The organism is Methylophaga sp. UBA2689, assembly GCA_002354555.1.
Lineage (GTDB): Bacteria > Pseudomonadota > Gammaproteobacteria > Nitrosococcales > Methylophagaceae > Methylophaga.
The window spans coordinates 19,861-43,153 of record DELT01000063.1 but is presented as its reverse complement, the minus strand read 5'-3'; the positions used below and the strand labels follow the sequence as shown (position 1 = coordinate 43,153).

General features: G+C 45.2%; 25 protein-coding genes and 1 pseudogene. 16 read left to right on the top strand and 10 right to left on the bottom strand.

Translation table 11 applies throughout. The features are described 5' to 3' along the window. The first annotated feature begins 183 nt into the window (after positions 1-183). From B3M51_RS07370 to folE2, 5 genes are read left to right on the top strand one after another with little or no spacing between them, the layout of a single operon-like run. Positions 184-429, top strand: a complete 246-nt coding sequence (locus tag B3M51_RS07370; RefSeq protein ID WP_292481255.1) for an exodeoxyribonuclease VII small subunit — start codon at positions 184-186, stop codon at positions 427-429. Positions 430-455: 26 nt separating this feature from the next. Next, the gene (gene ispA, locus B3M51_RS07365; protein WP_292757956.1) at positions 456-1,322 is read left to right on the top strand and encodes a (2E,6E)-farnesyl diphosphate synthase; all 867 of its coding nucleotides are present in this window, start codon (positions 456-458) and stop codon (positions 1,320-1,322) included. Positions 1,323-1,337: 15 nt separating this feature from the next. Further along, the gene (gene dxs / locus B3M51_RS07360; RefSeq protein ID WP_292757952.1) at positions 1,338-3,161 is read left to right on the top strand and encodes a 1-deoxy-D-xylulose-5-phosphate synthase; all 1,824 of its coding nucleotides are present in this window, start codon (positions 1,338-1,340) and stop codon (positions 3,159-3,161) included. A 47-nt stretch (positions 3,162-3,208) separates the two neighbouring features. Then, positions 3,209-3,589, top strand: a complete 381-nt coding sequence (gene queD / locus B3M51_RS07355; RefSeq protein ID WP_292481261.1) for a 6-carboxytetrahydropterin synthase QueD — start codon at positions 3,209-3,211, stop codon at positions 3,587-3,589. Between the two features lie 8 nt (positions 3,590-3,597). Beyond that, positions 3,598-4,407 (top strand): GTP cyclohydrolase FolE2, encoded by an 810-nt coding sequence (gene folE2 / locus B3M51_RS07350; protein ID WP_292358044.1) that lies wholly within the window; start codon positions 3,598-3,600, stop codon positions 4,405-4,407. 81 nt (positions 4,408-4,488) lie between these two features. On the opposite strand, the gene B3M51_RS07345 is transcribed toward folE2, so the two are convergent. Beyond that, positions 4,489-5,112, bottom strand: a complete 624-nt coding sequence (locus tag B3M51_RS07345) for a retropepsin-like aspartic protease family protein (RefSeq protein ID WP_292481262.1) — start codon at positions 5,110-5,112, stop codon at positions 4,489-4,491. 59 nt (positions 5,113-5,171) lie between these two features. Between B3M51_RS07345 and mobA the strand changes: the two genes are divergently transcribed. The 3 genes from mobA to ttcA are packed head-to-tail and all read left to right on the top strand — an operon-like array spanning position 5,172 to position 8,405. Then, positions 5,172-6,287 (top strand): molybdenum cofactor guanylyltransferase MobA, encoded by a 1,116-nt coding sequence (mobA, locus tag B3M51_RS07340; RefSeq protein ID WP_292757949.1) that lies wholly within the window; start codon positions 5,172-5,174, stop codon positions 6,285-6,287. Further along, positions 6,280-7,539, top strand: a complete 1,260-nt coding sequence (locus B3M51_RS07335; protein WP_292481266.1) for a bifunctional molybdopterin-guanine dinucleotide biosynthesis adaptor protein MobB/molybdopterin molybdotransferase MoeA — start codon at positions 6,280-6,282, stop codon at positions 7,537-7,539. Before mobA ends, B3M51_RS07335 begins: the two co-directional genes overlap by 8 nt. Continuing rightward, on the top strand, positions 7,539-8,405 hold the full coding sequence (gene ttcA / locus B3M51_RS07330; RefSeq protein WP_292757947.1) for a tRNA 2-thiocytidine(32) synthetase TtcA: 867 nt from the start codon (positions 7,539-7,541) through the stop codon (positions 8,403-8,405). The genes B3M51_RS07335 and ttcA overlap by 1 nt, the downstream gene beginning before the upstream one ends. A gap of 671 nt (positions 8,406-9,076) precedes the next feature. On the opposite strand, the gene B3M51_RS07325 is transcribed toward ttcA, so the two are convergent. Then, complete coding sequence (locus B3M51_RS07325) at positions 9,077-9,463, bottom strand: VOC family protein (RefSeq protein WP_292481271.1); 387 nt, start codon at positions 9,461-9,463, stop codon at positions 9,077-9,079. Between the two features lie 204 nt (positions 9,464-9,667). Beyond that, on the bottom strand, positions 9,668-10,552 hold the full coding sequence (locus B3M51_RS07320; protein WP_292757945.1) for a DMT family transporter: 885 nt from the start codon (positions 10,550-10,552) through the stop codon (positions 9,668-9,670). A gap of 74 nt (positions 10,553-10,626) precedes the next feature. On the opposite strand from B3M51_RS07320, the gene dapC reads away from it, so the two are divergent. The 7 genes from dapC (at position 10,627) to B3M51_RS07285 (ending at position 17,244) form a co-directional block, all read left to right on the top strand. After that, complete coding sequence (dapC, locus tag B3M51_RS07315; protein ID WP_292757943.1) at positions 10,627-11,823, top strand: succinyldiaminopimelate transaminase; 1,197 nt, start codon at positions 10,627-10,629, stop codon at positions 11,821-11,823. A 16-nt stretch (positions 11,824-11,839) separates the two neighbouring features. Beyond that, positions 11,840-12,661 carry a 2,3,4,5-tetrahydropyridine-2,6-dicarboxylate N-succinyltransferase gene (dapD, locus tag B3M51_RS07310; protein ID WP_292481276.1) on the top strand — a complete coding sequence of 274 codons (822 nt, stop codon included), beginning with the start codon at positions 11,840-11,842 and terminating at the stop codon, positions 12,659-12,661. A 152-nt stretch (positions 12,662-12,813) separates the two neighbouring features. Continuing rightward, positions 12,814-13,158: an ArsC family reductase gene (locus B3M51_RS07305; protein WP_292481278.1), complete on the top strand. Its 345-nt coding sequence runs from the start codon at positions 12,814-12,816 to the stop codon at positions 13,156-13,158. Beyond that, positions 13,148-14,290 carry a succinyl-diaminopimelate desuccinylase gene (gene dapE, locus B3M51_RS07300; RefSeq protein WP_292481280.1) on the top strand — a complete coding sequence of 381 codons (1,143 nt, stop codon included), beginning with the start codon at positions 13,148-13,150 and terminating at the stop codon, positions 14,288-14,290. Before B3M51_RS07305 ends, dapE begins: the two co-directional genes overlap by 11 nt. Positions 14,291-14,295: 5 nt before the next feature. Further along, on the top strand, positions 14,296-14,583 hold the full coding sequence (locus B3M51_RS07295; RefSeq protein WP_292481283.1) for a hypothetical protein: 288 nt from the start codon (positions 14,296-14,298) through the stop codon (positions 14,581-14,583). Positions 14,584-14,657: 74 nt separating this feature from the next. Next, positions 14,658-16,784 (top strand): TonB-dependent receptor, encoded by a 2,127-nt coding sequence (locus B3M51_RS07290; RefSeq protein WP_292757940.1) that lies wholly within the window; start codon positions 14,658-14,660, stop codon positions 16,782-16,784. Between the two features lie 106 nt (positions 16,785-16,890). After that, a complete protein-coding gene (locus B3M51_RS07285) occupies positions 16,891-17,244 on the top strand; it encodes a hypothetical protein (RefSeq protein ID WP_292481287.1) in 354 nt (117 codons plus the stop codon). Here B3M51_RS07285 and B3M51_RS07280 read toward each other — a convergent pair whose 3' ends face one another. The 5 genes from B3M51_RS07280 to B3M51_RS07260 form a co-directional block, all read right to left on the bottom strand. Then, positions 17,245-18,006, bottom strand: coding sequence for an SDR family oxidoreductase (locus B3M51_RS07280; RefSeq protein WP_292757938.1), 762 nt, complete (start codon positions 18,004-18,006; stop codon positions 17,245-17,247). A 330-nt stretch (positions 18,007-18,336) separates the two neighbouring features. After that, entirely contained in the window at positions 18,337-19,533 is a 1,197-nt protein-coding gene (locus B3M51_RS07275) for a pyridoxal-phosphate-dependent aminotransferase family protein (protein WP_292757936.1), read from the bottom strand. Between the two features lie 41 nt (positions 19,534-19,574). After that, positions 19,575-20,432: a formyltetrahydrofolate deformylase gene (gene purU / locus B3M51_RS07270; protein WP_292757934.1), complete on the bottom strand. Its 858-nt coding sequence runs from the start codon at positions 20,430-20,432 to the stop codon at positions 19,575-19,577. Positions 20,433-20,492: 60 nt separating this feature from the next. Then, positions 20,493-20,843, bottom strand: a complete 351-nt coding sequence (locus B3M51_RS07265; protein WP_292757932.1) for a nucleotide pyrophosphohydrolase — start codon at positions 20,841-20,843, stop codon at positions 20,493-20,495. Next, a complete protein-coding gene (locus B3M51_RS07260) occupies positions 20,836-21,600 on the bottom strand; it encodes an alpha/beta fold hydrolase (RefSeq protein ID WP_292757930.1) in 765 nt (254 codons plus the stop codon). Before B3M51_RS07260 ends, B3M51_RS07265 begins: the two co-directional genes overlap by 8 nt. Positions 21,601-21,656: 56 nt before the next feature. On the opposite strand from B3M51_RS07260, the gene B3M51_RS07255 reads away from it, so the two are divergent. Beyond that, entirely contained in the window at positions 21,657-21,827 is a 171-nt protein-coding gene (locus B3M51_RS07255; RefSeq protein ID WP_292757928.1) for a hypothetical protein, read from the top strand. A 44-nt stretch (positions 21,828-21,871) separates the two neighbouring features. Here the strand turns inward: B3M51_RS07255 and fabB are convergent, their stop codons facing one another. Continuing rightward, positions 21,872-23,089, bottom strand: coding sequence for a beta-ketoacyl-ACP synthase I (gene fabB, locus B3M51_RS07250; protein ID WP_292757926.1), 1,218 nt, complete (start codon positions 23,087-23,089; stop codon positions 21,872-21,874). Positions 23,090-23,098: 9 nt separating this feature from the next. Continuing rightward, positions 23,099-23,293: pseudogene (locus tag B3M51_RS07245) on the bottom strand (3-hydroxyacyl-[acyl-carrier-protein] dehydratase FabA); the annotation flags it as partial.

Below are 23,293 nucleotides of genomic sequence, written 5' to 3'. Positions count from 1 at the left end.
GCCACGCATCCTTGTGCAGGATCTGGCAAATTGTATAAGCCGCGGATGATTTTCGGCATGAATAGTTCAGTGTAAAAGGAAAACACAACAGACTAACGGGAAATTAGCAAACATTCCAGCAGGCATGTAAGCTTCGATTAACTTATAATGTGTCGTTAACGCGAGATTTGTACAGAGGCCGATATGGTGGCAAAACGCAAAAAACTTGAATATGAAGCGGCAGTCAGTGAGCTTGAGTCACTGGTAGAACGCTTGGAAAAAGGCGATATCAGTCTTGAAGAATCATTAAAACTTTACGAACGCGGCGTATTACTTACCCGTGATTGTCAGGAAGCATTACAAGCTGCCGATCAAAAAGTACAAATGTTATTACAGCAATCAGGCCAGTCTGCTTTAGTGGATTTTGATCCAGACTCCGAGGCATCGTGACAAAAACGTTTTCGCTTTCTGACTGGATGTCCTCGCACCAGCAACGCATCAGCCTGGCTTTGCAACAACGATTACCCAATCAAAATGTCATTGCAGCTTCACGGTTATCTGAAGCCATGCACTATGCAACATTGAACGGTGGGAAACGTCTGCGTGCCATGCTGGTTTATGCAACAGGCGAGGCATTTAATGCCGATCATGATGCCTTGGATTCAGCCGCCTGCGCAGTTGAGATGATTCATGCCTATTCACTGGTTCATGATGATATGCCAATGATGGATGATGATGATTTGCGTCGCGGTAAACCCACTTGCCATAAAGCCTATGATGAAGCAACTGCCTTATTAGTAGGCGATGCATTGCAAAGTCTGGCGTTTGAATGTCTGACAGAAAACGCTTTACCGGCAAATCAGCAAGTTGCTATGGTTAAATGTCTGGCACATGCTTCCGGTGTCATGGGAATGGCCGGTGGCCAAGCCATCGATCTGGCTTCGGTGGGTAAACAACTTAACCAAACAGATCTGGAAGCCATGCATTTATTAAAAACCGGCGCTTTGATCCAATCCAGTGTTTTGCTGGGAGCTTACTGTGGTAAAAATTACAGTTCGACGGATTTACAACACCTTAATGATTATGCCGCAGCTATTGGCCTGGCATTCCAGGTGCAGGATGATGTGTTGGATGTGATCGCAGATACTGCTACCTTGGGAAAACAACAAGGTGCGGATATTGCTCGGAACAAACCTACCTATCCCGCTTTAATGGGACTTGAAGCCGCCCAGCAAAAGGCGCAGATGCTGGTGAAAGAGGCATTGACAGCATTGAATAATCTCGGAAATGAATGTTTAGCTCTGCGGGCACTGGCAACGTTTGTCGTGCAACGAACCTTTTAATCACACTGATTTATCATGACAAGTTTACTTGCACAAATCGACTCCCCCGCCCAATTACGTCAATTAGAACGTAAACAATTGGATCAATTAGCGATTGAGATCCGCGAGTTAATAATTGATCAGATTCAACAAACGGGGGGACATATTTCGTCAAATTTGGGGGTTGTCGAGCTGACATTGGCTCTGCACTATGTGTTCAACACCCCTGAAGACCATTTGGTGTGGGATGTTGGCCACCAGAGTTATGCGCATAAAATTCTGACAGGGCGCCGAGACCAACTGCATACTATGCGTCAACCCGGCGGACTTTCCGGTTTTCCCAAGCGCAGCGAAAGTGACTATGACAGCTTCGGTGTCGGTCATTCCAGTACGTCAATCAGCGCTGCTTTAGGCATGGCAATTGCCGCTCGGGCCAGCGGCTCACCAAGTCGCTCTGTGGCCATTATCGGTGATGGTGCACTGACTGCAGGTCAGGCATACGAAGCGTTGGCTCATGCCGGTGACCTGAATGCTGACATGCTGGTCGTACTCAATGACAATGAAATGTCGATATCCAAAAATGTCGGTGGCATGGCCAACTATTTAGCCCGGCTACTTTCTGGTCGTTTTTATCGTTCTGCCCGTGAAAGCAGCAAGAAAATGCTGGAAAAAATTCCGCCTGCATGGGAGTTCGCAAGACGTACCGAAGAGCACGTAAAAGGCATGATGGTGCCAGGTACGTTATTTGAAGAGATGGGGTTCAATTATATTGGCCCGATTGATGGCCATGATCTTGACACCTTGATTACCACATTAAGTAATCTGCGCAACAGCAAAGGTGCTCAGTTCCTGCATATTGTGACCAAAAAAGGCAAAGGCTTCGAACCTGCTGAGCAGCAACCCTGTAAATATCATGGTGTAAGCCCTGCCAATAGTAATAAAAAATCCGGTCCAACCTTTACCCAAGTATTCAGTCAATGGCTGTGTGATATGGGAGCAGCTTCTGAAGATCTGATCGCGATTACACCCGCTATGTGTGAAGGATCCGGTCTGAATGCGTTTGCTGAACGGTTTCCAGAAAGATATTTTGATGTCGGCATTGCAGAGCAACATGCGGTGACATTAGCGGCAGGTATTGCTTGTGAAGGCAAAAAACCGGTAGTGGCCATTTATTCAACCTTTCTGCAACGCGCTTATGATCAATTGATTCATGATGTGGCTCTGCAAAACCTACCGGTGTTATTCGCTATTGATAGAGCCGGTCTGGTTGGCGCAGATGGTCCAACACATGCCGGAAGTTTTGATTTAAGTTATCTGCGTTGTATTCCGAATATGCTGATAATGACACCCAGTGATGAAAACGAATGTCGGCAAATGTTGACCACCGGATATCATCATAATGGTCCTGCTGCAGTGCGTTATCCTCGAGGTTGTGGCAACGGTACGGCGATTGAACCACAACTGGATAGCTTGCCCATCTGTAAAGCCCAAACCTGTCGTACAGGCAAGAAAATCGCCATTCTGGCTTTTGGCACCTTATTACACGCAGCACTTGACGCTGCTGAGACAATTGATGCCACAGTGGTGAATATGCGTTTTGTTAAGCCATTGGATACCACGCTACTGGATGAAATTGCAGCCACTCATGAGTTGATAATCACCATTGAAGAGAATGCACTGATGGGCGGAGCCGGTAGCGCGGTCAATGAATATTTTCAACAGCAGGGTATTGATACAAATTTACGGATAATGGGCTTGCCAGACCACTTCATTGAGCATGGTGATCATGGGCAGATGCTCAGTGCCTGTGGGCTGGATGCAAGTGGCATTATCGATACCATCAATCGTTATTTTGCGTAATAATAGCCTGTTCGATAGGCTAATTCCCGAGTATAATAGTCAACATTATGAGCGCCACCTATACCTTAAAAATTCTGGCTGATTTTGCCTCTGCACATACCCTTAGGGACTATCCCGGGGATTGTCGTCGCATGCATGGCCATAATTGGAAACTTGAAGTTGAAGTCACTGCCAATGCACTTAACCAGCATGGTATGGGCATGGATTTTAAAACCATTAAAACGGCGACTCGTGAGTTAGCAAAAACACTGGATCACCGTTATCTGAATGATATTCCCCCGTTCGATGAGATTAATCCTACGGCAGAAAATATCGCCCAGTTTTTTTACCAGCGCCTTAGCGATACGCTAAACAACGACACAGCCAGAGTCTCTGGTGTCACGGTATGGGAAACAGACCGTGCCTGTGTCAAATATAGTGAGGATTAACCCGAATCATGACTGATCAAAACAAGCCAATAGCTGCAGCAGAAATCGAAGACGTTCAGAACATCAAAGATAAACGTCACATTGCGATTGATAAAGTTGGCATTAAAGATATTCGCCATCCTGTTGTGGTCAGTGATCGCACTACCGGCGAACAGCACACTGTTGCCAATTTCAATATGTATGTGAATCTGCCACATCAGTTTAAAGGCACACATATGTCACGTTTTGTTGAGATCCTTAATCAACATGAACGTGAAATTACTGTTAAATCATTTCATACCATGTTGGGCGAAATGACTGAACGTCTGGATGCTGAATCCGGCTACATTGAAATGAGCTTCCCCTATTTTGTAAATAAAGAAGCACCGATTTCAAAAGTCCGCAGCCTGATGGATTATCAAGTGAGTTTTATTGGTGAAATTGTTGCCAAGAAAACCAGTATGACCGTCAAAGTAATTGTTCCGGTTACCAGCTTGTGCCCATGTTCGAAAAATATTTCGGATTACGGTGCACATAATCAGCGTTCACACGTCACGCTGACCGTAAAAACAGATAGCTTCATCTGGATTGAAGATTTAATTGATTTGGTAGAAGACGAAGCATCATGCCAAATCTATGGTTTGCTGAAGCGTCCGGATGAAAAATATGTCACCGAACATGCTTACGACAATCCGAAATTTGTTGAAGATATGGTTCGCGACGTTGCAGCACGTTTAAATGCCGATAGCCGTATCAAAGCATATACAGTTGAATCAGAGAACTTTGAATCGATTCATAACCATTCAGCCTATGCTTTGATCACTCAGGGTTTTGATTGATTTACTGAATATGCCCCGCACTAATCAAGCCAGTTGCATCCGCAACTGGCTTTTTTATTTGAGCTTGTGCTCTTTCCAAGATTAGAATTTTTGGCGTAAATCCAGCCGTTCGCCTTTGCGTTCCATATCAAACGCATTCAGAAAACTCATTCCCAACAAAGCCCGTTGTGGTTCTGGCCCATCAAGCACGACAGCCGCAACATTTTCCAGTGAAATATCACCTAGTTGCACTGATTTAAGTTCAATAAGATAAGCCATTTCAACCCTGGAAGCCGTTCTGACACTGATCTGTTCTGCTTCCAGATAATTCACGCCTAAACGTTTGGCAGTTTCACTGTTAATTGCAATAACTGAAGCACCTGTATCCACAACAAAATCCACTGTATAACCATTGATAGAGCCACTGGTGTGGTACATTCCATTGGTTGGCCATATACTAACGACTGGCATTTCTGCCGGTGCAGAATACACACCTCCAACTCGATTATTCAGCTCAAACACACCCTGCTTGCCTGCAACCTCCAATACAGCCTGATTGCTATCTGCGCTGATTAAGGTGACCCCTTCAGGAGTTTGTTCGCCGACTGATAAAAAATGTTGTTTTTGATTAATTTCCAATACGGCGTGATCACGGAATAACGCGGTGACCACAATATGTAAATCAGCCGACCATGCGTTATGTGGAATACCAAGTATAATGAGCATTAAAATCATTAATTTATGCACAGCATCTACTCAACAAAAAGCCATTAACTGCAAACAGCATGACTGAATCGACTTACCCTACCGTGACCGGCATCATTCTCGCTGGTGGCGAAGCACGCCGTATGGGCGGTAATGACAAGGGCCTTATACCTTACGTAAATCAGCCGCTGATTACGCATGTCATTCATCATCTTGCACCTCAGGTTGAGCAGTTGCTAATCAACGCTAATCGTAATATAGAGCGTTATCAACAATTTGGCTATCCTGTTATCAGTGATTCGCTTTCCGGCTTTCAAGGACCATTGGCTGGCATGCTGGCCGGAATGCAAATGGCAACCACCGATTATATTCTGACAGCTCCCTGTGACAGCCCCTCTCCCAGTCCGAAGTTACGGCAACGCATGATGGAAAGTTTGCTGCGCTCAGGGAAAAAAATCGCTGTCGCATCTGATGGACAGCGTATTCAACCAGTATTTTCATTATTACACTGTGAACTGGCAGAGGATTTACAGAAATATCTTGCTGCTGGGGAAAGAAAGATTGATCGCTGGTTTAAGCAGCAGGGAATGATTGAAGTGGATTTTTCTGACCAACCAGAGAGTTTCACCAATTTCAACCATCCGGAAGACCTGCAATCACCTGCCATGTCATGTTCAGTACCATTGCTGGGAATTGCCGCTTTTAGTGGCACTGGTAAAACCACCTTACTCACCCAGTTGATACCTAAACTTCGCGCTGCTGGAATACGCTTAGCGGTTATAAAACATGCGCATCATCTTTTTGATATCGATCAGCCCGGTAAAGACAGTTACCGAATTCGTGAAGCAGGTGCCAGTCAGGTACTAGTGGCCTCCAGAAAACTGCTGGCACTGATGCAAACCAATGAAAATGGACAAAAAGAACCACTTTTATCCGACTGTCTGGCGCGTCTGGATTTAGAGAACTTGGATTTTATTCTGGTCGAAGGCTTTAAACAGGAAGCAATACCCAAGCTGGAATTACACCGCGCCAGCATTGGTAAACCTCTGTTGTTTCCGGAGGATCCCAATATTATTGCCATTGCCACTGACTCCGAACTGGCAATTGAAACTCAAATACCTGTATTGAATTTAAACGATTTGGACGCCATCCTGAACTTTATAAACAACTATATTCGGCAATATCAACATGACTGACTTTACGCCCCAACCAAGCTGCGCCACTCCTGAACCGGTTAGCACTCTGAAGGTGGAAGACGCCAGACAGAAAATTCTGCAACAGATAACAGCAATAAGCTGCTGGCGAAAAGTCGCATTGCGCGATGCACTGGGACAGGTATTACACGAAGATGTGATTTCACCACTATCCGTTCCTCCGCATGCTAATTCGGCAATGGATGGTTACGCGTTACGTGGCGAAGATTTGAAGCATGACTCCACCTCCTTAAAACGGGTGGGCAGTGCCTTTGCTGGCAAACCTTTCGACAAAACCGTTAATGCCGGCGAATGTGTAAGAATCATGACGGGTGCAATGATGCCCGAGGGTTGTGACACGGTCATCATGCAGGAACAAGCCGAAGTTGATAATGATCTGATAACGCTGCACGGAGAACATCATAGCGGCGAAAATGTGCGACTGGCCGGAGAGGATATTCAGACCGGCGCGTTGGTGCTTACTGCAGGGCGTCGAATTACCGCAGCTGATTTAGGCTTACTGGCCTCATTGGGTTTTGCGGAATTAAAGGTTCGTCGTCGAATTCGGGTAGCATTTTTTTCTACCGGTGATGAATTACGATCGCTTGGCGAAACATTAAATCCCGGCGATATTTATGACAGCAATCGCTACACCTTGCATGCCATGCTGACACGTCTTGACGCCGAAATCATAGATATGGGAGTAATTACTGATAGTCCCGAGGCTTTACGTCAGGCGTTATTGCAAGCCGCTGAGGAAGCTGATGTGGTGATTACTTCTGGTGGTGTGTCAGTGGGTGAAGCCGATTATGTTAAGCAATTACTGGATGAACTTGGTGAAGTACATTTCTGGAAAATCGCAATGAAACCCGGCAGACCACTCGCCTATGGCAAAATTGCCGAGACGCACTTTTTTGGACTGCCAGGTAATCCGGTTTCAGTGATGGTGACGTTCTATCAGTTTGTACAACCTGCCCTTCACAAGTTGGCGGGGGGGGGGTATCACGCGCCAATAGTATTGCAGGCGGTTGCAGCGGAGAATATTCGTAAGCGTCCCGGGCGTTTTGAATTTCAACGTGGATTATTACGCAGTAATTCTGCCAATCAATTGGAAGTTACGATGACCGGCGAACAGGGCTCCGGCATTCTGCATTCCATGAGCCATGCCAACTGTTTTATATTACTGGATGAAGATTGTGACGGTGTGGCCGCCGGTCAATCTGTCACCGTGCAACCCTTCGCAGGTCTGATCTGATGTCTGAAAATCAATTGAAACAACAACACGAATTCAACAAATTACATAAACGTCTGCGTCGCCAGGTCGGCCAGGCAATTGCCGATTACGACATGATTCAGGATGGCGATAAAGTCATGGTATGCCTGTCGGGTGGCAAGGACAGCTACACCATGCTCGATATTTTGCTGAATTTACGTGATCACGCGCCGATAGATTTTGAGTTGATTGCGGTCAATCTCGATCAAAAACAACCCGGATTTCCGGAACATGTTTTACCTGAGTATCTCAGTAAAATCGGCGTGCCATTCCATATTATCGAAAAAGATACTTACAGCATTGTTAAGGAAGTCGTACCTGAAGGCAAAACTACCTGCGGTATTTGTTCGAGACTGCGTCGGGGATCTTTGTATGGTTATGCACGTCAACATGGCATTACCAAAATTGCGCTAGGCCATCATCGTGATGACATTATTGAAACGCTGTTTTTAAATATGTTTTATGGCGGCAAGTCCAAAGCCATGCCGCCCAAACTGCTGAGTGATGATAAAACCAATATTGTTATCCGCCCGCTCTGTTATGCCAAAGAGTCGGATATCACCCGCTATGCTGAAGCTAAGGCCTTTCCTATCATTCCATGTAATTTATGTGGCTCACAGGAAAATCTGCAACGTCAGGTGATTAAGGAAATGCTGCAAACCTGGGAGAAACAGCATCCTGGTCGTGTCGAAAATATTTTCCGCAGCATCCAGAATGTGGCACCATCCCAATTGGCTGATCAGCAACTATTTGATTTTAAAGGACTTGAGCAGTTTCGCCTCGAACCTACGGGTCATGAAGACTCAAGCTATGATGAAAAAACCTTCCCAGCTTTAGCTCGTGTCTAAGTTTTGCATCCTTAGCATAAAGTTATACACCTTTCACTGCATTGTTACAGTGCTCTTACAGCTTACTTCGCTAAGTCGTTGAATGCACACAAAACTATTATAAGGTATTGATTTTTATAGGTTTTAAAGCATGGTTAAATTTTAACCATTTAGTGTTGTGCTGTTAAATAATAATGACTTAGCGATTTTCAACAATGTTAACCACAGACTTATCCACAGAAATTGTGAGTAAGTCGCTAAGCCATTGATCATCTCTTTTAACTAATTGACTAGCAGACTATTACACCAAAATATAAATATTTTGAATAATGAACAGTGAACCGAATCAAGTAGATTTATGATTTAAATTTACCTGTGGGGGAAAACATAAATAAACTTTATATGGCACAGTATTTGATTTTTAATCCTTCCAAACACATTAAGTTATTCACTTTTTCCTAAATTGTTACAGTTCTGTTACAACAAGTTATGCTAAGTTGTTGAATATACAAAATTGTTACATAACCATATGATTATAATAACATTTTCAAAATGGTTAAAATTTAACCATTTTGAACAGCAGTGTTACAGATTAACGACTTAGCGATTTTCAACAATGTTAACCACAGACTTATCCACAGAAAATGTGAGTAAGTCGCTAAGCCGTTGATTGTCTCTTTTAAATGCTTGAGTTACTTGATTGTCGGAGTAAAATCTTCTGCAAATTCCAGTGCATTGCCATCTGGATCACGACAGAAAAAAGCAGCCCGACCAGACTTGCTGCGTGAAAATTCAACACCTGCCTGTTCCAGACGTTCGGCAAGTGCTTCAAGATCTTCAACCAGCAGTGCTACATGACGATCCCGCCCTCCATGTTCAGGACGACCATCTGTCGAGTCAGGATTGGGTAATACCATCAAATGTAATTGTTGTTTGTTATCCAAATCCAGCCATGCACCATCATAGGCAAATTTAGGGCGATTCGGATTGAGAGGGATTTGCAAGACATCACAGTAAAACTTCAGCGACGTAGCTAAATCAGCCACCAGAAAACTGGCATGCGCTATAGACTTAATCATAAACAATTCCTGCAAATTAAAATAAAACCAAGGGGCTGCAACACTTTTAGAGTCACCACTGAGCAGAGTCATTTGTTTCAACCTGGCAAATTGTGGTGATGTAACCATTCTACATAAGTCATTTCCAACACAATAGTGCGGAAAACAGTCTCAATATTTAGCTTAGAATCAATATTACTTACGCATGATAAATTAGCCGCAGGATTAGCGATTGGCCTTTTCCACCTGAGCAATTCCGAATGCAGCAATAAAAATGAATGCCCCGCCCAGCCACTCCTGAAGGGGCATCATTTCTGTAGTGAGTAAAGCTGACGAAATTGCAGCAACAATCAATTCAAACAACATGATAACAGCTGCCAGATAGACCGGCATTCTGGCCAGGCCATATAGAACTGTCATCGTCATGGCAATGATAATTCCGCCCCCCACCAAAACAGCACTTAACCATACAGATATATCCACTGAGGGTAAGGAAGCCTGCTGTAATAACAAAACGACTATTGATACTGCAACCACTCCCCATAAAATGATGGTGGTTTTTAAAGCCATAGGCACTGCCGCCAGCTTTCGACTTAACACATTGTTCACCGCAAAACACAGACTGGCAAACAAGGCCAGCCAATCCGCCAGACCATGCGGCCATGGAAATCCCACTTCGGGTCGCCATAACATTAAGACCGTGCCCCCCATCGCCAGCACAAACATAATGATGGCGGCCAGAGACAGCTTTTCACCTAGCCACCAGCGACCTAATATCACCGACCATAAAGGCGATAAATAAAACAACAACATCACCCGCATTACCTGACCTTCATTCAACGCGACTAAAAAAGCGAGATTGGTCATACCAGCCGCCAGGGCCAGCCAAAGCAGATCGGCAGGAATATGTTTCCAGCGATAACGGTTTTTGATAAAAATCGGCAAACTGGCGATGCCAGCGGTGAGGTACATGATCAACGTCACCCAGACTACCGACATGCCAGCCTGTTCGAACAGGCGCATGGGATACCAGATGATGCCCCACATGGTGGCAGCAAATAACAGACTAAGGATTGCCAGCTTTGATTCGATAGGATTTACAGAGTTCATAATGATGCTTATAACACGACAGTCAGTTGAAGCGTTATAATGGCCGGATTTTTGTTATCCGGCGATATGTATTAATGAATCCAGATCTGGCCCTTTTACACCCTTATCCTTTTGAGAAATTAGTCGAACTGCAGCAAGGTTGCCAGCCGCCGAGTGATCTCCCGCATATTTCGTTATCCATTGGTGAGCCAAAACACCCTACTCCCGGTTTCATTACCGAAGCGGTCATCAGTCATTTGCATGGCTTATCGGTTTACCCAACAACGGCAGGCAGTATCGAATTACGCCACACCATTGCGAATTGGCTGGATCAACGATTTCAGTTAGCAGGTCATATCGACCCGTTATCGCAGGTGCTGCCGGTTAATGGCACCCGAGAAGCGTTATTTGCCTTTGCTCAGGCAATTATTGATCGTCGTAAAGATCCACTGATTGTCATGCCCAACCCGTTTTATCAGATCTATGAAGGTGCGGCATTTCTCGCTGGAGCAGAACCCTATTTGCTTAACTGCACTGAAGAAACCGGCTTTGTACCGGATTTTGATGCGGTTCCCGCGAGTGTCTGGTCTCGTTGTCAGTTGTTATATTTATGCAGCCCGGGTAACCCTACCGGTGCGATTGTAGATGCTGAAACGCTGACCAAACTGATTCAACTGGCCCATGAATATGATTTTATTATTGCGGCTGACGAATGTTATTCCGAAATCTACTTTGATGAAGCCTTACCACCCGTAGGTTTGTTACAAGCAGCGGTGGCAGCTGGATATAACGATTTAAGCCGTTGTGTGGTCTTTCACAGCTTATCCAAGCGATCTAATGCGCCGGGATTACGTAGTGGCTTTGTGGCAGGCGATGCCAACGTTATGAAATCTTTTCTGCGTTACCGTACCTATCATGGCTGCGCGATGCCACCATCGACCCAATCTGCCTCTATTGCAGCCTGGACAGATGAAGCGCATGTAGCACACAACCGGCACCTGTATAGAGAAAAATTCGCAGCCGTACTCGACATTCTGTCACCCGTGATGAACGTCATCCAGCCCGAGGCAAGTTTTTATTTATGGGCAGAAACACCGATTGCCGATACCGATTTTGCTCGCGGCTTATTTGATCAATATAACGTCACCGTATTGCCGGGACGTTTTTTAGCCAGAGATACCAAACAGGGTAATCCTGGCGTTAACCGGATCCGCATGGCATTGGTTGCACCTCAAGATGAGTGCGTCGAAGCGGCCATGCGGATCCGTGACTATATTGAAACCTTATCTTAATAATTTGGAGAAACCGATGAGTGATATCCAGCAGATTATCGAAACGGCATTTGAACGCCGTGCAGAAATCACCCCAGCCAATGCTGACGCGCAAGTACGTAATGCGGTCAATGAAGTTCTGGGAATGCTCGACAGTGGTAAAGCCCGCGTCGCAGAAAAACAAAATGGTGATTGGGTCGTCAATCAATGGTTGAAAAAAGCCGTTTTATTGTCGTTCCGCCTGAATGATAACCGCCCGATGTCTGGCGGTGAAACACAGTATTTCGATAAAGTTGAACCAAAATTTGCCAACTTTAGCGAAGCGGATTTCAATACTGCCGGTGTGCGTGTTGTTCCCCCTGCAGCAGCGCGTCGTGGTTCATATATCGCACCAGGCGTTGTTTTGATGCCTTCTTACGTCAATATCGGTGCCTACGTGGATTCCGGCACTATGGTTGATACCTGGGCGACTGTGGGTAGCTGTGCACAAATTGGTAAAAACGTTCATTTATCGGGCGGTGTGGGTATCGGTGGCGTACTTGAACCTTTACAAGCCGGTCCGACAATCATCGAAGATAACTGTTTTATCGGTGCCCGTTCTGAAGTGGTTGAAGGCGTTATCGTTGAAGAAGGTTCAGTGATTTCAATGGGTGTTTACATTGGCCAAAGCACCAAGATTTTCAACCGCATGACCGGTGAAATCAGCTATGGTCGTATTCCGGCTGGTTCTGTAGTTGTTTCAGGTAACCTGCCTTCTAAAGATGGCACATACAGCTTGTACTGCGCTGTTATTGTGAAACAGGTTGATGAAAAAACCCGTGGTAAAGTCGGTATTAACGAATTATTGCGTGATATCTAAATAGTTTGTAATTGGCGGTAACCGCTTATAGCAGTTACCGCCTTTTCTACTGCTCCATGCAGTGAAGCCAATGATGCAAAATGAATTGATATACTGTATCATTTACCATCAATTCGCCTACCCTGTGGGCTTTTTCAGGTGCAACGGCAACGATGAAATTGTTTGGCATTAAAAATTGTGACACGGTCAAAAAAGCCAGACGTTGGCTGGATGATCATCAGATTACATACCATTTCCATGATTTTCGTACCGATGGTTTGGATCAATCCATCCTCCAACAGTGGTTGAATTACGTCAGCTGGGAACAGCTTATCAACAAACGTGGCACCACCTGGCGCAAGCTTGAAGACCCGCGTAAAGATCAGCTTGATCAACAATCTGCTGTCGAGTTAATGCTCTCGCATCCCACACTTATTAAACGCCCGGTTATCGAAGATGCTTCCGGTGTATCAATAGGATTTAATGAATCTGATTTTCAGGCCCGCTATGCAAAATAATCTTTCTGACACTGTTCAGCTCACCATTGATTTAATTCAACGTGACAGCGTGACACCTGTCGACAAAGGCTGTCAGATCATGCTGGCAGAACGGTTGGCTAATAGTGGCTTTAATGCTGAATACCTGCGGTTTGGGGAAGTTGACAATCTGTGGTGTCGGCGTGGACATAATGGCCCGTTATTTGTATTTGCCGGACATACCGATGTTGTGCCTACCGGACCGGTAGATAAATGGAGCCACGAGCCGTTTGCCGCCAAAATTGAAGATGGCATTTTGTATGGCCGCGGTGCAGCAGATATGAAAGGCAGTATTGCCGCTATGGTGACGGCTTGCGAACGTTTTGTTGCTGAACACCCTCAGCATGCTGGCAGCATTGCTTTTTTGCTGACCAGCGATGAAGAAGGTCCGGCCATTGATGGTACCGTTAAAGTAATTGAAACATTGCAGGCACGTCAGGATCATATCGACTGGTGTGTAGTCGGCGAACCGACCAGTACCGACAAAGTAGCCGATGTGGTTAAAAATGGTCGCCGTGGTTCGTTAAATGGTTATCTGACAGTTCAAGGCAAACAGGGCCATATTGCTTATCCTCACCTGGCAGATAACCCGGTACATAATCTGGCCCCGGCATTGGCTGAACTCTGTGCGGTGCAATGGGATCAGGGTAATGCTGATTTTCCGCCTACCAGCTTTCAGGTATCCAATCTGAACAGTGGCACTGGTGCGACCAATATCATCCCAAGCACAGCAGAAATGATTTTTAACTTCCGTTATTCCACTGAAGTGACTCACGATGAATTGCAACAACAGGTCGAGGCGATTCTCGATAAACATGGTGTGGCATATCAATTGGATTGGGTGTTATCGGGTAAACCCTTTCGTACAGCAGGTGGTAAATTACTTGAAGCCGTTCAGGTGGCGGTTAAAACAGTCACCGGTTATGAAACAACACTATCTACTTCGGGTGGCACATCCGATGGTCGTTTTATCGCGCCTACTGGAGCACAGGTAATTGAACTTGGCCCGTTAAACGCGACCATTCATCAGATAGATGAACATGTTTCAGTTGCCGATCTGAATACATTGTCGGCTATTTATCAGCAGTTGCTCACTGAACTGCTGGTGAACTAATCTCGATGCAAATTCGGCATACCAAACATCTGTTATGGTTCTTTGCAGCAGCATTATTGCTGATGCAATCCATAGCCGTTTGGCACGATGCCGAACATGCTTTTCATGATCATATAGCCTTATGTGATCAGCTAAATGTTGTCAGTCACACTCCATCAACCGATAACCACAATCAGCTGAAAATTGCTGTCTGGCAACAATATTTTCAGTTTCAATCTTCTGTAACCCTCCCAGCTCGTTTCGAAGATTTTTATCTTTCATTCGCGATTCGCGCTCCTCCCGTTTTCTCATAGCGTTCAAATTTGACTGAATGCCATTTTTCTATTCAGAAAATGGCTACTGATTTCTGCTATGAGGATTATTCGTGATGAATAAGAAACCTATTGTAGTGCTGCTTGCTGCCGCACTCTCCCCTATGGCTTCTGCAGTGTTAGCTGCTGAAGATACTGTTGATATCCCACGCCTGGTGGTCACTTCTGATCCATTAGGCAATCGTACCTCTGATGAATTGATCCAGCCAGTGACGGTAATTGCGGGTGATGAACTCAATCAAAAACGCGCCAGTACAATAGGCGAAACATTGGATGGCCTACCTGGTGTGCATAATGCCGACTTTGGGCAGGGCGTAGGACGTCCTGTGGTTCGAGGTTTACAGGGATCCCGTGTGAAAGTGCTGGAAGATGGCTTGAGTACTTCCGATATCTCCGGTGAAGGTGCAGATCATGCTATCGGCATGGATGTTGGCCGTGCTGATCAAATTGAGGTTTTCCGAGGTCCGGCGACATTACTTTATGGCAGCGGTGCTGCTGGAGGCGTTATCAATGTTCGCAGTAATCGATTTAATCCTGAATTTGGCGATGCTCCAAGAGTAGATGGCCAGATGTCATACGGCATCAATGGTCATGATCGCCAGGGACGTTTGGGACTTGAACTGCCACTGGGGGACAGTTTTGTATTGCGGACGGATTATGGGGTACGTCGCAGCAGTGATTTTGATATTGATGGTTATCAGCAAAAAGACCAGCAGGTCGGCCGTAAAGATAAATTACAAAACAGTGAAGTCGAAAATGATGTTTTCTCTATCACGGGTTTATATAAAGGCGATTGGGGCTTTGCCGGTTTGGGTTACAGCACTTGGGAAACCCAATACGGCATTCCCGAAGTCTTTTTAGGTCAAGGAGAAGAAGAGCAGGAACGTATTCGCGCGAAAAACGACCGTTTTGATTTTCGCAGTGAAATTAATGATCCATTACCGGGTTTCAGCGCTGCTAGGCTGAAAATGGCCTACACCAGCTACCGGCAACAGGAAATTGGTTCTGAATTTGATAATGGTGCATTTGTTGAAAGTGAAGTTGAAACGCGTTTCAACAATAACGAAACTGAAATGCGGCTGGAAATGGTGCATAACCCTATTGGCGATTGGGAAGGTGTTGTCGGTCTGCAAATTAATGATCGGGACTTTGAAGCTGATGGAGAAGGTCACGGCCATGGAGATGGTGATGAACACGGTGGTGGTTTTTATATCCGAGGTAATGACACACGCACTGTCGGGTTATTTGTGCTGGAAGAATTACCCACGCATTTTGGTCGCTTTGAAGTCGCTGCACGGGTCGATCATGTGCGCTCCAGTACAGACAATCTGGATGAGGCCAGAGATATTGATTTGCCAAGTGGTGAAGAGTTACAACAATCTGCCATTCTGGGAAGCAACAGTTTCACTCCGTTCAGTTTATCGGCAGGAACTCTGGTTGAGGTCGATCCAGCCCATCATTTCAGAATGTCAGTTACCCGTTCGCAACGGGCTCCGTCGGCAGAGCAGTTATATGCCTTTGGTAGCCATGCAGCAGCAGGGACTGTTGAAATTGGGGATCCGAACTTAGGCAAAGAAACTTATACCAATTTTGAAGTCGGTTTTGATCGTCATGTAGGGGCATTCCGCTATGAGCTGACTACTTTCTATAACTACGTCGATGACTTTATTTATTTAGCAGCACAAAATGATGGTACTGGCCAAGCCATTGAAATTGAGGGCGATACACTAGTAGTTAATGAACAACAAAATGCCAAGTTGTATGGTGCTGAATTTGGTGCCATAACTGACTTGATTGATGGTCCTATTCCACTGAGCATGCGTCTGTCTGCCGATCATGTACGCGGTAAACTCAGCAATGGTGAAAATATTCCTCGCATGAGTCCAACACGCTTAGGGATTGGATTTGATACATCTTATGCTGACTGGGATTTCAGTCTCGACTACCGTCGGGTCTTTAAACAAACCAAAACCGCTGTGACTGAAAGCAATACGGACGGTTATAATCTGGTTTCGTTTGATGCCAACTGGTCCCCAGCAAGTTTAAAAGGTGCTGAAATCTTTATTCAGGGACGTAATTTGCTGAATGAAGACGGTCGTCGGCATACCAGCTTCTTTAAAGATGAATCGCCGATTCTGGGACGAACCATATACACCGGTATTCGTTTCGACTTTGGCGGTTAACCGTTAACATTATGCTCAAACTGAAAAGGCCCGCTTTGTCGGGCCTTTTTTGTGGAGCAAGGGTCAATATTCTGCTAGATTGGGGTATTTTTACGGATAAATCTACATGGCTTTAATTGAAACTGGCGATGACATCAGCAGCATTAAACTGATCTATATCTTTAATCTGGTGGGTTCGCTTATCTACCCCATGCTGGTGATGGGCGCTCTTGTTGCCTATGAAAAAAAAGGCAAAGCCCCAGATTGGCTACAATCGCATTATCTATTTCAAATAAATGGTTTTTATATCAGCCTCATATTGCTAATGGTTTCCTGGGGACTTTTATATCTGGGCAATTTATACGGGCTAGCGGTGATGGTGGTATGGATAATCTGGAATATCACCCGCAGCGTCAAAGGACTGAAAACATTAAAAGCCCAACGTCCAATAGCAAATCCTAATAACGGTTTACTGGGCTAACTAAACGCGATAAATCGCTAAAGGCCCTGTGGCTTGTTGGGTCGGCATAATTTCCATCGTGGTGACATTCATATGCGCTGGCGTATTGACCAACCACCAGATGGTATCGGCAATATCCTGAGCAGTTAGTGCAACCGTATTTTCATAGACTTTTTCAGCTCGTTGCTCATCGGCTTTAAAACGTACCATGGAAAATTCGGTTTCGGCATTGCCAGGTTCTATATTAGTTACCCGGATTTGTGTACCCAATAAATCTGCACGAAGGGCCAACGAAAACTGTCTGACAAAAGCCTTGCTGGCGCAATACACATTACCGCCCGGATAAGGCCAGTTTCCGGCGACCGATCCGATATTGATGATATACCCCCTGTCTCTTGATTGCATGCCCGGTAAAACCAGTCTGCTGCAGCGCATCAGGCCTTTGATATTGGTATCGACCATACGTTCCCAATCTTCGGGATCAGTTGCGTAAGCGGGTTCTAGTCCTAACGCAAGGCCTGCATTATTGACCAATACATCAATCTGCTGAAATTCCTCTGGTAGCTCTGCAAACGCTTGTTCGGTCGCCTGCCGGTCACTGATATCAAAACAACTGATACATACTTGTGAAGCACCACCTAACTCCGCTTGCAAGCTTTGCAGACGTTCCAGACGCCGCCCGGTAATAATCAGTCGCCACCCTGCTTTGGCAAACAATCTGGCACATGCTTCACCAAATCCTGCGGTGGCGCCGGTAATCATAATGATTGGGGATGAATTCATTTTTTGCCTTTAATAATATTTGAACCGCAGATACACAGAGGGCACAAAGATTTTTTTAATTGATATATCCGCAAATTACGCAGATTAAATTTTTTTGTGAATAGCTTTAAAGAAGCTAAAGTATAAAACAATGTAGGTTGGGTTAGCGCAGCTTAACCCGACACACCCGAGTTAATACACTTGATAAAACATCTGCGAAAATCTGCGTAATCTGCGGATTATTTTTAGAATTTAGAAAGCCCTAAAAATTACTCGGGTTTGTTTACAGTTACATCGTTTAAAAAATCTCCGTGTCCTCTGTGTCTCTGTGGTTGATACAAATTAATAAACTTAGTTGTGATAAATCTTGTTAGCCGCGGATACTGCAACGCCTGAATTAATATTTGCGTCCATATCCGTCAACACCGCATCCAGAGCACCCAGGCATAACAGCACATTTTTCTGGTTTGCGGCATAGCCCATTAAACCAATACGCCAGATTTTACCGGCCATTACCCCTAAACCCGCACCGATTTCCAGACTGTAATCTTTTAACAGTCGGCTGCGAAAGGCAGCATCATCCACACCTTGCGGAATAGCGACTGAATTAAGCTGTGGCAAACGGTGAGCCTCATCCACAACAAATTGAAGTCCCATTGCTTCAATCCCGGCTTTCAAGGCGTTATGATGCAGACGGTGCCGATCCCAGGCATTTTCCAGGCCTTCTTCCCTTAACAAGACTAATGCTTCATGCAAAGCATACAGCGCATTAATCGGAGCAGTATGGTGGTAAGCGCGTTTGGCACCTTCGCCCCAATAACCCATAACCAGATTCAAATCCAGAAACCATGATTGCACTTTGGTTTTACGATTACGTACAACTTTGGCTGCTTTTTCACTGAAACTGACCGGTGATAATCCGGGTGTACAGGAAAGACACTTCTGGCTACCGGAATAAATAGCATCAATACCCCATTCATCCATTAAAATCGGCGTGCCTCCCAATGAAGTCACGGTATCCATGATGGTCAGGCAGTCGTGCTGTTGTGCCAGTTGGGCGATTGCTCTGGCATCAGATTGCGCACCGGTAGACGTTTCCGCATGCACGAAGGCAACTAATTTGGCTTCTGGACGCGTTTTTAAAGCGACTTCCAGTTTATTAATATCGACTGGCTTACCCCAATCGTCTTCCACCATGATTGCGGTTGCACCACAACGTTCAACATTTTCTTTCATTCGTCCGCCAAACACGCCGTTTTGACAGACTATTGCGGTATCCCCCGGTTCAAGCAGATTAACAAAACAGGTTTCCATGCCAGCAGAACCTGGCGCAGAAACCGGCATCGTTAAGGCATTATCTGTCTGAAAGGCATATTGCAGTAAGGTTTTCATTTCATCCATCATGCCGATAAAAGCCGGATCCAGATGACCAATAGTCGGGCGCGACATGGCTTCTAAAATACGTGGATTCACATCCGATGGGCCCGGTCCCATTAAGGTACGTTGAGGAGGATGAAAGGTACCAATAGAAGTGGATGCTTTTGTCATGTTCCCTCTCTGAATCTTTCTATCAAGTCCGGATTAGCATATCAGGCGCCCTCAGCAAACACGATAGTGCGACGACCGCTTACAATAATGCGATGTTCTATATGGGCTTTCACAGCACGTGCCAAAACCAGCCGCTCAATATCCTTACCAATCATCACTAGATCTGCCGGGCTATTATCATGACGAACCCGTTCAACATCCTGTTCGATGATCGGGCCTTCATCCAGTTCCGCGGTGGCGTAATGTGCGGTAGCACCGATTAGCTTCACTCCCCGTTCGTATGCTTGATGATAGGGCTTGGCGCCCTGGAATGCGGGCAAAAATCCATGGTGAATATTGATAACCTTACCGGCAAACTCTTTAACAAACTGCTCTGACAAAATTTGCATATAGCGCGCCATCACCACCAGATCAATCTGATACTCGGAGAGTAATGATTTAATCTTTGCTTCCTGTTGCTGTTTGGTTTCCTTGGTGATGGGCAGGTGATAAAAGGGTTTTTTGAACTGACGCGCCATATTCTCCAAATCGGGATGATTCCCGATAATGACAGGAATGTCGCATTTCAATTCGCCTTCGAGCTCACGCAACAGCAAGTCATAAGGACAATGTGATGCCCGGGTCACCAGTAAGGCTACGCGGTATGGTACATCGGTGAAATGTACTGACCAGTTCAGTTCCATGGTTGCTGCTAACAAGCTGAATTGTTGATGAAGTATCTCATGGGGTAACTGAGCTTCATCTTCCACCTTGAGGCGCATGAAATAACGACCGTGCTCTGTATCGGTATATTGCTGACAATGCAGAATATTGTAGCCACGCTCAGCAAAAAAACCGGTTATACCGGCCAGCAAACCTTTTTGGTCGGCACATTGAATCAGCAACACGATGGCTTTCATGAAGAAACGACCTCTACGGGCAGAAAATCAAAGCGCAGATGCTAGCACTTTGTAGCTGATTTATGAATATTCATTATATTTGTCAGCCCGGCCTTTGACTTTATCAACGGGATATTTAGCCGCATTTTTTTGCATTTTACGTTGTATGGCCTGTTCAATATCGATATTAAGATCGTGACAAAGATAGCTCAGATATACAGCAACATCGGCTATTTCATCTTCCAGAGCTTCACGTTTATCAGTCTCCAGCATTTGCTTAATTTCGGTCTTGTTACGCCACTGAAACCATTCCAGCAGCTCAGCCGCTTCGATGGATAATGAAATCGCTATGTCTTTAGGATTATGAAACTGTTCCCAGTCTCGTTCACGACGGAATTCAATTAACTGTTTTAATAAATCGGCATTAATCATCTACAAGAAACCTGTTTACCTGCTGAATAAAAATATCGGGTTTTTCGGCATGCACCCAGTGTCCTGCACCATCGATCACCACATGTTCTGCCTGAGGATAAAGTATCTTAATATGCTGCCAATCTTTGTCAGTTACATAATCAGAGTTTCCCCCACTGATAAACAGTGTCGGTTTTTCCACAGGATCATCTGGTGCTACACTTTGGAGCAACCCCGGATAACTGCAAAATAAAGCCTGCAAATTAATACGCCAGCTAAATCCTTGATCACCTTTTTGCATGTTAAGCAATAAAAACTGACGCACCATAGGATCAGGCAGTGTATCCACCAGGGCTTCACTCGCTTCTGTTCGCGATGTAAATTTTGACAGATCTAATGCCATTAAAGCCTTGAAAATAATACTATGCTCATCGGGATACTGGCGAGGAGCAATATCAACAACAATAAGTCTTCGGACACGGTCAGCAAACGTTTGGACAAATTGCATCGCTGTTTTACCTCCTAACGAATGTCCCATAAGATCGATTGTTGGTAACTCTAATTCATCCAGTAAATTCAGCAGATCTTCTGCCATTAATTCAAAATTTTGCTGTGGATGATGAAAGGATTGCCCATGATTACGCAGGTCAACACTGATAACCTGTCGCTTTGCTGATAAAGCTGAGGCGATACTACGCCAGTTATCAGATGAACCGAATAAACCATGCAGGATGACTAATGGCTCACCTTTCCCTACAGATTGATAGTGTAATCTCATAGTGGCTCACGTTAACACGTTATAATGTGTGATTGAAAAATTTGGAGAGAGTGAACGTGGACGAAGCAATTTTGATGATACTGGTCAAACAATATGCTGATCGATTTGGCATCACCTTCAGTTCAAAACATTTGGATGATGAAGTGAAAAAACAGCAATTAGTGAGTTTGATGCAACAAGCATTAGCGGGTAAGCGTGGCCCTGTTACTGATGCGGACTTAAACTAAAAAAACACCCTTAGCATTTTGCTAAGGGTATTTTCGTATTCAGATTAGATTTTCTCGAACACCAGACAGGCGTTGGTTCCGCCAAAGCCGAAACTATTCGACATCACAGCCTTAAGATCGGCATTATCTTTACGATCCAGAACAATTGGCATGCCCTGAGCCTGTTCATCAAGATTATCAATATTGGCAGAAGCAGCCACAAAATTGTTTTCCAGCATCAGCAGACTATAGATAGCTTCCTGGACGCCAGCAGCGCCTAAAGAATGACCAGAAAGAGATTTAGTTGAACCAACCAGTGGTATCTGTGTTTCGGCAAACACTTTTTTAATCGCACCTAATTCCGCCAAATCACCGACCGGCGTACTCGTACCATGCGCATTGATATAGTCAACTTTGCTATTACGCATGGTCGACATTGCCATTTCCATACAACGTTGTGCGCCTTCACCAGAAGGAGCCACCATGTCATAACCATCAGAAGTGGCTGCATATCCTGTCAATTCAGCGTAAATTTTGGCACCACGCGCTTTGGCATGTTCATATTCTTCCAGAACCAAAACGCCTCCACCGCCAGCAATAACAAAACCATCACGGTCGGTATCGTATGCACGGGAAGCCTTTTCAGGCGTATCGTTATATTTGGTCGATAAAGCACCCATCGCATCGAACAATGAGCTCATGGTCCAGTGTTCTTCTTCCGCACCACCAGCAAACACAACATCCTGTTTGCCAAGCTGAATTTGCTCCATAGCATTACCTATGCAATGGGCACTGGTGGCACAGGCGGAAGACATCGAATAGTTAATGCCTTTGATTTTGAAAGGAGTTGCCAGACAGGCGGAAGTGGTACTTCCCATAACCTGAGTGACACGATAAGGACCAACCCGTTTCAGTCCTTTTTCGCGGAGAATATCCGCTGCTTCAACCTGATTGGAAGAGGATGCACCACCTGACCCCATCACCAACCCTGTTTTAGGGTTGGAAACATCGCTTTCGCTTAAGCCTGCATCCTGAATCGCATGTTTCATTGCGATATAGGCATATGCGGCCGCATCTCCCATAAACCGCAACACTTTACGATCAATAAATTCTTTAAAATCAATATCAAAAAAACCCGCTACATGGCTTCGAAATCCCATATCAGCATATTGCTGCTTAAAGCGGATACCAGAACGACCGGTGCGAAGTGATTCGGTAACGGTGGCGAGATCCAACCCCAGACAAGAGGTGATCCCCATACCTGTAACAACTACACGTCTCATTGTCTTGTCCTAAAAGTTGTCAGTTGAAGTAAACAGACCAACTCGTAAATCTTTGGCGAAGTAGATATCGCGCCCATCTACCGATACTGTGCCATCTGCAATGGCCAATACCAGCTTGCGTGAAATTACTCGTTTCAAATCAATACGGTAAGTCACTTTTTTGGCAGTAGGCAATACTTGGCCGGTGAATTTCACTTCACCTGA

Bases quoted from the DNA above. Each gene is read 5' to 3' on its own strand.
- B3M51_RS07285 (WP_292481287.1), top strand. From the start codon at position 16,891: ATGGCTTTAATTGAAACTGGCGATGACATCAGCAGCATTAAACTGATC.
- dapD (WP_292481276.1), top strand. From the start codon at position 11,840: ATGAGTGATATCCAGCAGATTATCGAAACGGCATTTGAACGCCGTGCA.
- ttcA (WP_292757947.1), top strand. From the start codon at position 7,539: ATGTCTGAAAATCAATTGAAACAACAACACGAATTCAACAAATTACAT.
- dapE (WP_292481280.1), top strand. From the start codon at position 13,148: ATGCAAAATAATCTTTCTGACACTGTTCAGCTCACCATTGATTTAATT.
- B3M51_RS07320 (WP_292757945.1), bottom strand. From the start codon at position 10,552: ATGAACTCTGTAAATCCTATCGAATCAAAGCTGGCAATCCTTAGTCTG.
- fabB (WP_292757926.1), bottom strand. From the start codon at position 23,089: ATGAGACGTGTAGTTGTTACAGGTATGGGGATCACCTCTTGTCTGGGG.
- folE2 (WP_292358044.1), top strand. From the start codon at position 3,598: ATGACTGATCAAAACAAGCCAATAGCTGCAGCAGAAATCGAAGACGTT.
- B3M51_RS07275 (WP_292757936.1), bottom strand. From the start codon at position 19,533: ATGACAAAAGCATCCACTTCTATTGGTACCTTTCATCCTCCTCAACGT.
- B3M51_RS07370 (WP_292481255.1), top strand. From the start codon at position 184: ATGGTGGCAAAACGCAAAAAACTTGAATATGAAGCGGCAGTCAGTGAG.
- dapC (WP_292757943.1), top strand. From the start codon at position 10,627: ATGAATCCAGATCTGGCCCTTTTACACCCTTATCCTTTTGAGAAATTA.
- B3M51_RS07335 (WP_292481266.1), top strand. From the start codon at position 6,280: ATGACTGACTTTACGCCCCAACCAAGCTGCGCCACTCCTGAACCGGTT.
- B3M51_RS07260 (WP_292757930.1), bottom strand. From the start codon at position 21,600: ATGAGATTACACTATCAATCTGTAGGGAAAGGTGAGCCATTAGTCATC.
- B3M51_RS07305 (WP_292481278.1), top strand. From the start codon at position 12,814: ATGAAATTGTTTGGCATTAAAAATTGTGACACGGTCAAAAAAGCCAGA.
- B3M51_RS07325 (WP_292481271.1), bottom strand. From the start codon at position 9,463: ATGATTAAGTCTATAGCGCATGCCAGTTTTCTGGTGGCTGATTTAGCT.
- queD (WP_292481261.1), top strand. From the start codon at position 3,209: ATGAGCGCCACCTATACCTTAAAAATTCTGGCTGATTTTGCCTCTGCA.
- mobA (WP_292757949.1), top strand. From the start codon at position 5,172: ATGACTGAATCGACTTACCCTACCGTGACCGGCATCATTCTCGCTGGT.
- B3M51_RS07295 (WP_292481283.1), top strand. From the start codon at position 14,296: ATGCAAATTCGGCATACCAAACATCTGTTATGGTTCTTTGCAGCAGCA.
- dxs (WP_292757952.1), top strand. From the start codon at position 1,338: ATGACAAGTTTACTTGCACAAATCGACTCCCCCGCCCAATTACGTCAA.
- purU (WP_292757934.1), bottom strand. From the start codon at position 20,432: ATGAAAGCCATCGTGTTGCTGATTCAATGTGCCGACCAAAAAGGTTTG.
- ispA (WP_292757956.1), top strand. From the start codon at position 456: ATGTCCTCGCACCAGCAACGCATCAGCCTGGCTTTGCAACAACGATTA.
- B3M51_RS07265 (WP_292757932.1), bottom strand. From the start codon at position 20,843: ATGATTAATGCCGATTTATTAAAACAGTTAATTGAATTCCGTCGTGAA.
- B3M51_RS07280 (WP_292757938.1), bottom strand. From the start codon at position 18,006: ATGAATTCATCCCCAATCATTATGATTACCGGCGCCACCGCAGGATTT.
- B3M51_RS07345 (WP_292481262.1), bottom strand. From the start codon at position 5,112: ATGCTCATTATACTTGGTATTCCACATAACGCATGGTCGGCTGATTTA.
- B3M51_RS07290 (WP_292757940.1), top strand. From the start codon at position 14,658: ATGAATAAGAAACCTATTGTAGTGCTGCTTGCTGCCGCACTCTCCCCT.